Here is an 11,778-nt window from a genome sequence, read left to right as displayed (position 1 = left end):
CCTCACGGGGCAGTACATGCCTGGCATGCTGGTGCTGCGCAATGACGGCTTCAAGACCAGCGCCAGCCCGATCGTCGCGGTCACTGGCCTGGGTTCGTTGCTGATGGCCCCTTTCGGCTCACACGCCTTCAACATCGCCGCTATCACGGCGGCCATCTGCACCGGCAAGGAAGCCCATGAAGACCCGAGCAAGCGCTGGGTGGCGGGGATCGCTGCCGGTGTCTGCTACATCCTCGTGGGGGTGTTCGGCGTCACCCTGGCGAGTGTGTTCATGGCCCTGCCCGCCACCTTCATCACCACCCTGGCAGGCCTTGCACTACTGGGCACCATCGGCGCCAGCCTGGCCAGCGCAATGGCCGATGCCCGCTCACGCGAGGCCGCACTGATCACCTTCCTGGCAGCGGCTGCGAATATCAGCCTGCTCGGCATTGGCGGGGCCTTTTGGGGCTTGGTGATTGGCCTGCTGGCCCATGCTGCGCTGAACGGTCGCCTGCCCGGCTTCGGCGGCGCCTCCCGCTAACCGGGCTTCCACCTCCTTGCTGTGCGCCAAAGGCGCACGCCGTTCGACAGGTATCGACATGCCCCAAGCTGGCCCCAAGCTACTCACTCAAATTGCTGCCGTGCACTTCGTCAGCCATGTACACATCATGCTGATCCCGGCGCTACTGCCCGTGCTGCCTGGCCTGCTGGGGGTGGGCTTCGTCGAGCTCGGCGTAGCCCTGGCGGTGTTCAACATCGTTTCGGCCCTGGTACAGGCCCCGCTGGGTTATGCCGTCGACCACTATGGAGCGCGTAAAGTGCTCAAGGCCGGGCTGTTGCTGGGCAGCCTCAGCTTCCTGCTGCTGGCGGCCAGCCCCAGTCACGCGGTATTGCTGGTGGCAATGGCCATGGCCGGCCTGGCCAATGGCGTGTATCACCCGGCAGACTATGCACTGCTGGCCAATGGCATCGAGCCGGCACGCCTGGGGCGGTCGTTCTCTGTTCATACCTTCGCCGGCTTCCTCGGCTCGGCGGTTACGCCGGCACTTTTCCTCGGCATCGCCACCGTGTTCGGCACACCGGCAGCCCTGGCGGTGGGCGCGGTGTTCGGGGTAGCTGCGCTGCTGCTGATATCGATACCGGGCAGTGGCGTGTACCAGGCTGCCAGGCCTTGCAACAAAGAAGGCGCAGGCCCGGCGCCAACAACAGGCCGCCTGCGCGTGTTCACACCGATGATCGGCGTGCTGACGGTGTTGTTCATCCTGCTCAACCTGAGCACCAGTGCCATCGAGAAGTTTTCCGTAGCCGCCCTGATTCAGGGCCAAGGCCTGACACTGGCCTGGGCCAACACCGCACTCACCGCTTTCCTGCTGTGCAGCGCTGCCGGTGTACTGTGCGGTGGCGCCTTGGCCGACCGTACCCGGCGCCACGGTCTGGTGGCGGCGCTGGCCTTCGCACTGGCAGCGGCACTGACCGCGCTGGTGGCCCTGGGGCTGCTGCAGGGCTGGGCACTGGTGGTTGTATTGGGCGCCATTGGCCTGCTGACCGGGGTCATCGCCCCATCGCGGGACATGCTGGTCAAGGCGGCGGCGCCGCCAGGTGCCGAGGGCAAAACCTTCGGGCTGGTGTCGACCGGGTTCAACATCGGTGGCGCCCTCGGGCCGGTGGCGTTCGGCTGGATGCTCGACCAGCACCTGCCCAACGGGGTTTTCATCGCATCAGTCATGTTCATGCTGCTGACGGTGCTGCTGACGCTGGCGCAGGAGGCGTACCTGGCCAGGGCCCGCAACGCTGAACGACTGGCGCGCACCCTGTAGAAGCAGCCTTGCCCAGTCATTTCGATGGCTCAGTGTGCCGGGTTCGCATGCACCACTCGCCCGCCTGCCCCCGGCCGATTGACGAACAGCACATCCAGCACACTGTTGCGCAAGCCCTTCAGTGCATTCCAGTTCGCCGACGCATGCACGTACTTCTCGCGCAACAGCTGCTGCTCTTGCTCACTCAACCCCAGCTGGGTAACTTCTCCAAGGGCAAACGCATGCAACTTGCGGCTAATCGCCAGCAATTCATCCGGCACCCCATGTTCAGCCTGCCCGCCCAACGGCGCAAACGGCACGCCAGCCCGTACCGCCAACGCCCGCATCACGCTCAAGTACACCCGGGACAACTGCCCCGCCACCTGCCGCTCGCGGTACACCGCTGCGTACACCTGCTTTTGCGCCTCATCCGGTCGGCCGCCGGCAATCGGCTCCTCCCAGGTCGTTACTTGCGGCCTGGGTTCGCCCATATTGGCAAACGCCGAAGCCAGCAAGGCACTTGCCGTGGCATGCACGCGGCTCTGCTCGGCACGCATACCCACCGGCACACGCTGTGACTGCGGCTTGCACAGCAGTACCTGTTCCAACGTGGTTTCCGGGTACCCACCCCCTATATTCGAGTGCACGCCCGGCAGCACGATGTCGTGACCACTGCACACCAGCGGGAAGTTGTGCCGCAGCTCGTCCCCCGCCACCAGTTGCACCACCTGTCGGGCTATACCCGCAGCCAGCCCCAGGCGCAGGTTGCCATGGCGGCCGTTGGCGGGATCGAAGTCACCCTGCAACGGCGCGATGATCGCCGCTACGGTGTCGAACAGGCCGATAAAGTTGATCGAGGTTTCACACACCACCGGCAACACCCCGCCCGCGCCATCGTTCAGCAGGTTGGCCAGGTGCCGCACCGCCGCCGCTCCGCGGCTGATCCCGAACAGATCGAACTCGACCCGCTCCAGCAGTGCCTGCGGATGCGCCCGCTGCCACACCTGCAGTTGCTCGGCCATGCCCTGCAAAGCCTCGGCAACCCGCGCCTCGGCCCCCGTACGCCCACGCCCGGTGGCAGAGGCGTAGACATGGTCGGCTTCACCGGCCAGGGTGCCCACGCCCTCCACATATTGTTTCAAAAACGCCTGCGGGTCATTGGCATTGGCTGCATCTGCCGGATACAACGCATGCAAAAGGGCCACATTGCTCAAGGCATTGCCATAACTGCAGCCCTTGCTGCCCTGCTCATCCATCGCCGTGGCATTGTGCTGGTTGTTACCAGTGCCATCGAAGAACACGCCAAAACGCAGGGTGACCGGCGTTAGGGTTGGCGTGCTGCCGCTGCTCATTTTCATCATCGTGCCTTCTGCTTGCCCAAAAAGCACAAGCAGGCGCCAGCACACCGGCGCGGAACATCAGGCAATGGCCAGCCATACGTAAGACATTTCTGTAGCAGCACACCCCAGCGCGAAGATAAATTTACCCGCCGCCATTAGTCGCCGCCCCCCGGATGGATTAAAGTATCAGCCCTTGCCAGGGCAGCTGCCTTCAGCCGCCTCAGGCCCTCTACCAGGAACCGTCGCCGATGGAACACCGTGAAGCGCTGATCGCGCTGCGCACCTTTCTTTCTTCCCAGATCCTAGGCCAGGAGAAACTGGTCGAGCGGCTGTTGATCGTGCTGCTGGCCGACGGCCACATGCTGGTCGAAGGTGCCCCGGGCCTGGCCAAGACCAAAGCCATCAAAGAACTCGCCGAAGGCATCGAGGCACAGTTCCATCGCATCCAGTTCACCCCCGACCTGCTTCCGGCCGACATCACCGGCACAGAAATCTACCGCCCGGAAACCGGCAGTTTCGTGTTCCAGCAAGGGCCGATCTTCCATAACCTGGTGCTGGCCGACGAAATCAACCGTGCCCCGGCCAAGGTGCAGTCCGCGCTGCTCGAAGCCATGGCCGAGCGCCAGGTCAGCGTGGGCCGCAGCACTTACGACCTGTCGCCACTGTTCCTGGTCATGGCCACGCAGAACCCGATCGAGCAGGAAGGCACCTACCCGCTGCCCGAAGCCCAGCTCGACCGCTTCCTGATGCACGTAAAAATCGGCTTCCCCGACGCAGCGGTAGAACGGCGCATCCTGGCGCAGGCCCGTGGCGAAGCCCTGGGCGGCGAGACCAAGCCCGAGCGCCGGGTCAGCCAACAGGCCATCTTTGCCGCGCGCAAGGAAATCCTTGGCCTGTACATGGCCGATGCGGTGGAGGAATACCTGGTGCAGTTGGTCATGGCCACCCGCACCCCGGCCAAGTTCGACACGGAACTTGCCGACTGGATCGCCTACGGCGCCAGCCCGCGCGGTTCCATTTCGCTGGACCGTTGCGCGCGTGCCCACGCCTGGCTGGCCGGGCGCGACTTCGTCAGCCCCGAGGACATCCAGGCCGTGCTGTTCGACGTGCTGCGCCACCGCATCATCCTCTCGTTCGAGGCCGAGGCGGCAGGGATCGACCAGGACCGCGTGGTCCAGCGCATCCTCGACGTCGTCGCCGTTGCCTGAGCCCATGCCCACTGCGCAGCTGACCGAACCTGGCATCCGCATCGGCCTTGCCGAGCTGATCGATATGCGCCACCGCGTGCGCGAAATCCAGCTGTTTTCCAAGCCCGGCCAGCGCAGCCCGCTGGTGGGCCTGCACCATTCCAAGCTGCGTGGGCGCGGCGTGGACTTCGACCAGGTGCGCGTGTACCAGGCCGGCGATGATGTGCGCAACATCGACTGGCGGGTCACTGCACGTACCCAGGAACCGCACACCAAGCTGTTCCACGAAGAGCGCGAGCGGCCAATCTTCATCCTCGTCGAACAAAGCCAGCGGCTGTTCTTCGGTTCGGGGCTGATGTTCAAATCGGTGCTGGCGGCCCAGGCCGCCGCACTGTTCGGCTGGGCCGCGCTGGGCCACAACGACCGCATCGGCGGCCTGGTGTTCGGCGACAACGAACACCACGAAATCAAACCCCGGCGCAGCAAACAAAGCCTGCTGCAATTGCTCAATCGCCTGGCCAAGGTCAACCAGTCGCTGCACACCGAGGCCACGCCCGGGGCCGACAGCCTCGGCCTGGCCCTGCGCCGTGCCCGCGAAGTGCTGCGCCCCGGCAGCCTGGCCATCGTGATCTGCGACGAACGCTCGCTCAGCGCCCAGGTGGAACAGCACCTGGCCATGCTCTCGCGGCATTGCGACCTGCTGTTGTTGCCGGTGTCCGACCCGCTCGACCATGCCCTGCCCGCCGCCGGCCTGCTGCGCTTCGCCCAGCGCAGCGCCCAGCTGGAGCTGGACACCCTCGACGCCAACCTTCGCCAGGCCTACCGCCAACAGGCCGAAGCACGCATCGAGCGCTGGGAGGTGCTGGCGCAAAAGCTGCGGGTGATACTGATGCCACTGAGCACGCAAAGCGAAATGATCGAGCAACTGCGCGAGTACCTGAACGCCCAGCGCCCACGGAGCGCGTCATGAACCCGCTCGATCAATTGCACCCGCTGATCGCTCCGGCACCGATCAGCCTGTGGCCACCGGCACCGGGCTGGTGGCTGCTACTGGCCGTGTTACCGCTGCTGGGCTGGGGCCTGTGGCGGCTGCGTCGCTGGCGCCCGGGCAAGCGCCGCATCGTGCGCGCCGAGCAACCTCTGGACCCGGTGCGCGTGGAAGCCCTGGCCGAGCTGGCCCGCCTGCCACGCCCGTACGACGGCGCCCCGGCGGGCGCCTGGCTGCAACAGATCAACGCCCTGCTCAAGCGCCTGTGCCGCAACCACTACCCAGGCGCCAATAGCCACACGCTCAACGGCCGCCAGTGGCTGGCATTTCTCGACAACCGTTGCCCGGCCGCCGGCCTGACCCGCTGGATGGTACTGGTCGAAGGCGCCTACAAACCCGAGTGCAAACTCGACGACAAGGCCATTGCCGGGCTCAGCCAAGCCGTCGAAACCTGGATCCGCAAGCATGTTTGAACTGGCCTGGCCGTGGGTCTTCGCCCTGTTGCCGCTGCCTTGGCTGGCGCGCCTGCTGCTGCCGGCCGCCGACAGTGGCGAGCCGGTACTCAAGGTAGGCTTCCTCAGTGAACTGGAAGGCCTGGCCGGGCGCCGTGCGCGGCTTAACCTGCCAACCTGGCGCCAGCAGGCGCCGTTCGTCGTCATCTGGCTGCTGCTGCTGTGCGCTGCTGCTCGCCCGCAATGGCTGGGCGAACCGGTGCCAGTGGCCGCCAGCGGCCGCGACCTGCTGGTAGCGGTAGACGTGTCCGGGTCGATGGACTTCCCCGACATGCAGTGGAAAAACGAAGACATCAGCCGCCTCGACCTGGTCAAAGCGCTGATGGGCGATTTTCTGCAAGACCGTGAAGGCGACCGCGTGGGGCTGATCCTGTTCGGCAGCCAGGCGTACTTGCAGGCGCCGCTCACCTTCGACCGACGCACCGTGCGCACCTTCCTCGACGAAGCGCAAATCGGTATCGCCGGCAAGAACACCGCCATCGGCGACGCCATTGGCCTGGCGGTCAAACGCCTGCGCCAACGCCCGGCTCAAAGCCGAGTGCTGGTACTGATCACCGACGGTGCCAACAACGGCGGGCAGATCCACCCACTGACCGCCGCCCGCCTGGCGGCCCAGGAAGGGGTACGCATCTACACCATCGGTATCGGCGCCAACCCCGAAGCCAGTGGCACCCCCGGCCTGCTCGGCCTCAACCCGAGCCTGGACCTGGACGAGGCCGCCCTCAAGGAAATTGCCGACATCACCCACGGTGCCTACTTCCGCGCCCATGACGGCGCCGAGCTGGACGCCATCGGCGACACCCTCGACCAGCTGGAGCCGGTGGCCCAGCAACCGACCCAAGCCCGCACTGCTCAGGCCCTGTACGCCTGGCCATTGGCCCTGGCGCTGCTGCTCAGCGTGCTACTGGTCGTGGCCGTGCAGTGGCCCGACAACCTGCTGCAACGCCTGCTGCGCAAGCCGCGTTTCCTGCAGCCGCACCCCGAATGGCGCCAGCGTTTGAAGCGCCTGCGCTTGAGGAGGCGGCGATGATCGACCTATGGCCGCAATGGCTGCGTCCGCTCTGGTTGCTGGCGGTGCCCCTGCTCGGCTGGCTGCTGTACAAGCTGTGGCACCGGCGCAAACGCGCCGGGCGCTGGCAGATGATTTTGCCGCCCGCCTTCCATGGCGTATTGCTGGGCGGTGGCAGCGGCAGCACCAGCAAATTGCCGTGGATAGCCCTGGGCCTGGCCTGGGCGCTGGTGATCCTGGCCTTGCTCGGGCCCAGCTGGCAGCGCGTGGAAGAAAGCCGCCAACGGCCGGCCGACCCACTGGTGATCCTGCTCGAACTGACCCCGCAGATGCTCGCCGAAGACAGCCCGCCCAACCGCCTGGAACAGGCCCGGCGCAAAATCCTCGACCTGCTTGAACACCGCCGCGACAGCCAGACGGCGCTGGTGGTGTATGCCGGGTCCGCGCACACCCTGGTGCCGCTGTCCGACGACCTGGCCACCACCCGCAACTTGCTCGAGGCCATCGACCCATCGATCATGCCCAAACCCGGCCAACGCGCCGACCTGGCCGTGCAAAAAGGCCTGGCGCTGCTGGCCCAGAGCGGGCTCGGACAAGGCCGCCTGCTGCTGATCGCCTCGGCCCTCAGCGCGCCAGAGCGCCAGGGCATTGCCCAGGCCCTCGGCCGCCAAGGCCCAAGCCTGCTGATGCTGGGCATCGGCAGTCGAGAAGGCGCCCCCGTGCGCCAGGCCAACGGCGAATACCTCAAGGACGACCAGGGCGGCATCCTCCTGCCACGTCTGGACAGCGCCAGCCTCAAAAGCTTTATCAGCGGCACCGGCGGGCGCTACAGGCATGCCCGTATAGACGACCTCGACCTGCGCGGACTGGGCCTGTTCGACAACCCACGGGTCGGGCGCAATGACGGCCAGACCCTGCAGCTGGACAGCTGGGCCGACCAGGGTTACTGGCTGCTGATCCCATTGCTGCTGCTAGCCGCCTGTGCCGGCCGGCGCGGCTGGCTGTTCTGCCTGCCTCTGCTGCTGGCCTTGCCGCAGCCCAGCCAGGCTTTCGAATTCAACGACCTGTGGCTGCGCCCCGACCAGCAAGGCCAGCGGCTGCTGGAGCAAAATCGCCCGGCCAGCGCTGCGCGCCACTTCCAGGACTCGCAATGGCGCGGCATGGCCTTGTACCAGGCCGGCGACTATGCCGGAGCCGCCGAAGCATTTTCCCAAGGCGACACCGCAGCCGCCCACTACAATCGAGGCAATGCCCTGGCCCACAGCGGCGAACTGGAAGCCGCCCTGGACGCCTACGAGCAAGCCTTGGAGCGTCAGCCCGACCTGCAAGCCGCGCTGGACAACCAGGCACTGGTGCAACAACTGCTGCAGCAGCGTGAAGCCAAGGCCGAGGAACAACCGCCCAGCAGTGATGCCCAAGGCACACCTGGCAGCGAAACCGAAGGCAACAGCAGCTCGGCTGGCAGCCCGGCCCAAGGCACACCCGGCAACGACCAGGAAGCCAACGCCGAACAAGCCGGCGAAAGCAGCAGCAACAACCAAGCCGCACCCGGCAACCAGGCCGGGGGGGACGACAGCGTCATCCAGCCGCCACAGCGCCCGGTGTCCACCAACCTCGATACCGAACAGCGCCAGGCCCTGGAACAATGGCTGCGGGAAATCCCCGACAACCCGGCGGAGCTGCTGCGGCGCAAGTTCTGGTATGAACAGCAATTGCATCAGGAAAACCCACGATGAGTCGCTTCGGCGTCTTTCTCCTCACCCTGCTATGGGCCGTTCTGGCTCAGGCCGAACCGCTGCTGCAAGCCAGCGTCGACCGCACTCGCCTGGAGGCCGGCGAAAGCCTGGAACTGACCCTGGAAAGCCAGGACGTTACCCAGTTCGGCAAGCCCGACCTACGCGCCCTGGAAGGTGACTTCGAAGTGCGCGGCACGCGCCAGCTGAACAGCTTGCATACCCTCGACGGCGAAACCCGCGCCAGTACCCGCTGGATCATCACCCTGCTGCCACGGCGCAGCGGCAGCCTGCGCATTCCCGAGCTGCAACTGGGCCAGTCGCACAGCCAGGCCATCGAACTGCAAGTGCTGCAAGCCGATGCCAGCCGCCCGGACAGCGCCTCACAGGTGTTCATCGAGGCCACCCTCGACAGCAACGACGTCTATGTCCAGGCACAGGCCGTGCTCACCCTGCGCATCTACCACTCGGTAGCCCTGTACGACGACAGCAGCCTGACCCCGCTGCAACTGGAGAACGCCAAGGTCGAGCCACTGGGCGAATCGCGCACCTATGAAAAGGAAATCAACGGCGTGCGTCACGGCGTGATCGAAACCCGCTATGCAGTGTACGCCCAGCAAAGCGGCAGCCTCGACATCCCGCCACTGACGTTCACCGCCACGGCCGCCGCCAGCAACGACGAGGCGCCACAGGCCAACGGCACCGCCCGCGCCGGCCGCCAGGTACAGGTCAGCTCGCTGCCGTTGCGCCTCACTGTTCGGCCTATTCCGGCCGCCTGGCCCGCCGGCGTGCCGTGGCTGCCAGCGCGCAACCTGACCCTGGAAGAGCACTGGAACCCCGACCCCGGCAGCCAGAAGGTGCAAATTGGCGACTCACTGACGCGCAACATCACCTTGCGTGCCGAAGGCTTGTCCAGCACCCAACTGCCGCCGCTGCCGGCCACGGAGATCATCGGCCTGCGCCGCTACCCCGACCAGCCGCTGTTGCGCAACGAAATCAACGAACGCGGCATGACCGCCAACCGCGAAGAGCGCGAAGCCCTGGTGCCCACCCACGCCGGCACGTTGGCCTTACCGGCGCTGGAAGTGGCCTGGTGGAACACCCGCGAAGACCACTTGGAACACAGCAGTTTGCCAGCGCGCACCTTGAACGTGCAGGACAACCCGGCGCTGAGCGCCGACACCCCGGTGGGCGAAAACAGCAACGCCAGTACCCTGCTGTGGCCTTGGCAGCTAGCCACACTGCTGTTCGCCCTGACCACCGTGCTGGGCTTTGCCCTGTGGTGGCGCGCCCGCTCGCGGCCTGCGGTGCTGCGTGCCGCGCAGAACGGGCCAAGCCCGCGTACCCTGCTGGATGACCTCAAGCGCGCGTGCCAGGCCAACGACCCACAGGCCACGCGCCAGGCGCTGGATGCCTGGGCCCGGCAACAGCCGGAAACCCTGGCCGAGATGGCGGCGCGCTTCGTGCCGTTGTCGGATGCGCTGGATGGGTTGAACGGGGCGTTGTACAGCGAGTGTGGCCAATATTGGCAGGGGGAGGATTTGTGGCGGGCGATCGGGACGATTCCGCCGGCCGAGCAGGTGCTGTTGCCGGCGGGTGAGACCGGCACCTTGCCGCCGCTTTATCCCAAGTAACGCGCTGCCTGCACGATCCCTGTAGGCGCGGCCTTGTGTCGCGATTGGGCCGCACAGCGGCCCCACGCTTGGGTTACCATACCGCCCTTCCCCCGCTTGCCCGATTCGACACCAACAGGTCATCCATGCGTCTGTTTCATACCTCCGACTGGCACCTGGGCCAAAGCCTGCACGGCCAGGAACGCGACTTCGAACACGCCTGCTTCCTCGACTGGCTGCTCGGCCAGCTGCACCTGCGTCAACCCGATGCGCTGCTGATCGCCGGCGATATCTTCGACACGGTCAACCCGCCGGTCAAAGCCCAGGAACGCCTCTACGACTTCATCGTCCAGGCCCACGAGCAACAGCCCAAGCTGGACATCGTGATGATCGCCGGCAACCACGACTCGGGCTCGCGCATCGAACTGCCCGCCGCGCTCATGCGGCGCCTGCGCACCCATGCCCTGGGCCGTGTGCACTGGCTGGACGAAGGCCAGCTGGATGCCGAGCGGCTGCTGATTCCGCTGACCAACGGCCGTGGCAAGGTCGCTGCCTGGTGCCTGGCCCTGCCTTTCCTGCGCCCGGCTGAAGTGACCGGCCCGCACCTGGGTGACGACTACCTGCAAGGCATCACCCAGGTGCACCAGCAACTGATCGCCGCCGCGCAAAAAAAGCGCAAGAAAGACCAGGCGCTGATCGCCATCAGCCATGCACACATGGCCGGTGGATCCGTGTCGGAAGACTCCGAGCGCAGCCTGATCATCGGCAATGCCGAGGCGCTGCCGGCCAAGCTGTTCGACAAGGCCATCAGCTACGTTGCCCTGGGCCACCTGCACAAACCGCAGAAGGTCAACCGCGAAGAGCGTATTCGCTACAGCGGCTCGCCGATTCCGCTGTCGTTCGCCGAAATCAACTACCCACACCAGGTGCTGGAAGTGGAGCTGGACGGCGCTGGCCTGGTCAGCGTCGAACCGCGCCCGGTACCGCGCGCGGTAGCCCTGCAACGGGTGGGCCCGGCACCGTTGGGCGAGCTGCTGCAGCAACTGGCCGACCTGCCGGTGATCGACCTGCTCGAAGACCCCAACCGCCAACCCTGGCTGGAAGTGCGGGTTGTTCTGGACGAGCCGCAACCCGACCTGCGCCAGCAAATCGAAACCGCGCTGGAGGGTAAGGCGGTACGGCTGATCCGCATCAGCGCCGAATACGCTGGCCGCACCAACGCCGAAGATGACGACTTGGCCTTTGTCGAACTGGCCCAGATGACCCCGCAAGATCTGTTCAGCCGTGCCTGGGAGCAAGCCTACGGCAACCCCGCCGACGAGCAGGCGCTGGCCGACTTCGCCCTGCTGTTGCAGGACGTGCAGCAGGAAGAGGAACAGCCATGAAGATTCTCGCCATCCGCCTGAAGAACCTGGCATCGCTGGCCGGCCCGGTCGAAATTGACTTCACCGCAGAACCCTTGGCCAGCGCGGGCCTGTTCGCCATCACCGGGCCGACCGGTGCCGGCAAGAGCACCCTGCTCGACGCCTTGTGCCTGGCGTTGTTTGGCACCGTGCCACGGCTCAATGACATCGGCCGAGAGGCCAAGGTGCCGGATGCCGACGGCGAAATCCCCACGTCA

At 66.1% G+C, this 11,778-nt stretch carries 11 protein-coding genes; 10 read left to right on the top strand and 1 reads right to left on the bottom strand.

Annotation, left to right across the window (positions count from 1 at the left end; translation table 11 throughout):
* Both APH35_RS27350 and APH35_RS27345 read left to right on the top strand, forming a co-directional pair.
* A partial coding sequence (locus APH35_RS27350) for a benzoate/H(+) symporter BenE family transporter (RefSeq protein ID WP_177335399.1) occupies positions 1–520 on the top strand: 520 nt, incomplete at its 5' end.
* A 58-nt stretch (positions 521–578) separates the two neighbouring features.
* Entirely contained in the window at positions 579–1,796 is a 1,218-nt protein-coding gene (locus APH35_RS27345; protein ID WP_060515805.1) for an MFS transporter, read from the top strand.
* Positions 1,797–1,825: 29 nt separating this feature from the next.
* On the opposite strand, the gene APH35_RS27340 is transcribed toward APH35_RS27345, so the two are convergent.
* Positions 1,826–3,136 carry a T6SS phospholipase effector Tle1-like catalytic domain-containing protein gene (locus APH35_RS27340; protein ID WP_060515804.1) on the bottom strand — a complete coding sequence of 437 codons (1,311 nt, stop codon included), beginning with the start codon at positions 3,134–3,136 and terminating at the stop codon, positions 1,826–1,828.
* A 227-nt stretch (positions 3,137–3,363) separates the two neighbouring features.
* On the opposite strand from APH35_RS27340, the gene APH35_RS27335 reads away from it, so the two are divergent.
* The 8 genes from APH35_RS27335 to APH35_RS27300 form a co-directional block, all read left to right on the top strand.
* Complete coding sequence (locus APH35_RS27335) at positions 3,364–4,323, top strand: AAA family ATPase (protein ID WP_012271235.1); 960 nt, start codon at positions 3,364–3,366, stop codon at positions 4,321–4,323.
* Positions 4,324–4,327: 4 nt separating this feature from the next.
* The gene (locus APH35_RS27330; protein WP_012271234.1) at positions 4,328–5,272 is read left to right on the top strand and encodes a DUF58 domain-containing protein; all 945 of its coding nucleotides are present in this window, start codon (positions 4,328–4,330) and stop codon (positions 5,270–5,272) included.
* Positions 5,269–5,763, top strand: coding sequence for a DUF4381 domain-containing protein (locus APH35_RS27325; RefSeq protein ID WP_060493345.1), 495 nt, complete (start codon positions 5,269–5,271; stop codon positions 5,761–5,763). The genes APH35_RS27330 and APH35_RS27325 overlap by 4 nt, the downstream gene beginning before the upstream one ends.
* On the top strand, positions 5,756–6,832 hold the full coding sequence (locus APH35_RS27320) for a vWA domain-containing protein (RefSeq protein ID WP_060493346.1): 1,077 nt from the start codon (positions 5,756–5,758) through the stop codon (positions 6,830–6,832). The genes APH35_RS27325 and APH35_RS27320 overlap by 8 nt, the downstream gene beginning before the upstream one ends.
* A complete protein-coding gene (locus tag APH35_RS27315; protein WP_060493347.1) occupies positions 6,829–8,547 on the top strand; it encodes a vWA domain-containing protein in 1,719 nt (572 codons plus the stop codon). Before APH35_RS27320 ends, APH35_RS27315 begins: the two co-directional genes overlap by 4 nt.
* Positions 8,544–10,178, top strand: a complete 1,635-nt coding sequence (locus APH35_RS27310) for a BatD family protein (RefSeq protein WP_060515803.1) — start codon at positions 8,544–8,546, stop codon at positions 10,176–10,178. The genes APH35_RS27315 and APH35_RS27310 overlap by 4 nt, the downstream gene beginning before the upstream one ends.
* A 125-nt stretch (positions 10,179–10,303) precedes the next feature.
* Positions 10,304–11,542 carry an exonuclease SbcCD subunit D C-terminal domain-containing protein gene (locus APH35_RS27305; RefSeq protein WP_012271228.1) on the top strand — a complete coding sequence of 413 codons (1,239 nt, stop codon included), beginning with the start codon at positions 10,304–10,306 and terminating at the stop codon, positions 11,540–11,542.
* Positions 11,539–11,778, top strand: a 240-nt coding sequence (locus tag APH35_RS27300) for an AAA family ATPase (protein WP_156341244.1), incomplete at its 3' end; no start/stop codon positions are given. The genes APH35_RS27305 and APH35_RS27300, both read left to right, overlap by 4 nt.

This window comes from Pseudomonas sp. NBRC 111132 (assembly GCF_001320565.1).
Taxonomy (GTDB): Bacteria; Pseudomonadota; Gammaproteobacteria; order Pseudomonadales; family Pseudomonadaceae; genus Aquipseudomonas; species Aquipseudomonas putida_P.
The sequence above is the reverse complement of the archived record's forward strand: the minus strand, read 5'-3'. Positions and strand labels throughout refer to the sequence as shown.

What these genes read in the sequence shown, in the direction of transcription:
- APH35_RS27345 (WP_060515805.1), top strand. Translation starts at nt 579, where the DNA reads ATGCCCCAAGCTGGCCCCAAGCTACTCACTCAAATTGCTGCCGTGCAC.
- APH35_RS27340 (WP_060515804.1), bottom strand. Translation starts at nt 3,136, where the DNA reads ATGATGAAAATGAGCAGCGGCAGCACGCCAACCCTAACGCCGGTCACC.
- APH35_RS27335 (WP_012271235.1), top strand. Translation starts at nt 3,364, where the DNA reads ATGGAACACCGTGAAGCGCTGATCGCGCTGCGCACCTTTCTTTCTTCC.
- APH35_RS27330 (WP_012271234.1), top strand. Translation starts at nt 4,328, where the DNA reads ATGCCCACTGCGCAGCTGACCGAACCTGGCATCCGCATCGGCCTTGCC.
- APH35_RS27325 (WP_060493345.1), top strand. Translation starts at nt 5,269, where the DNA reads ATGAACCCGCTCGATCAATTGCACCCGCTGATCGCTCCGGCACCGATC.
- APH35_RS27320 (WP_060493346.1), top strand. Translation starts at nt 5,756, where the DNA reads ATGTTTGAACTGGCCTGGCCGTGGGTCTTCGCCCTGTTGCCGCTGCCT.
- APH35_RS27315 (WP_060493347.1), top strand. Translation starts at nt 6,829, where the DNA reads ATGATCGACCTATGGCCGCAATGGCTGCGTCCGCTCTGGTTGCTGGCG.
- APH35_RS27310 (WP_060515803.1), top strand. Translation starts at nt 8,544, where the DNA reads ATGAGTCGCTTCGGCGTCTTTCTCCTCACCCTGCTATGGGCCGTTCTG.
- APH35_RS27305 (WP_012271228.1), top strand. Translation starts at nt 10,304, where the DNA reads ATGCGTCTGTTTCATACCTCCGACTGGCACCTGGGCCAAAGCCTGCAC.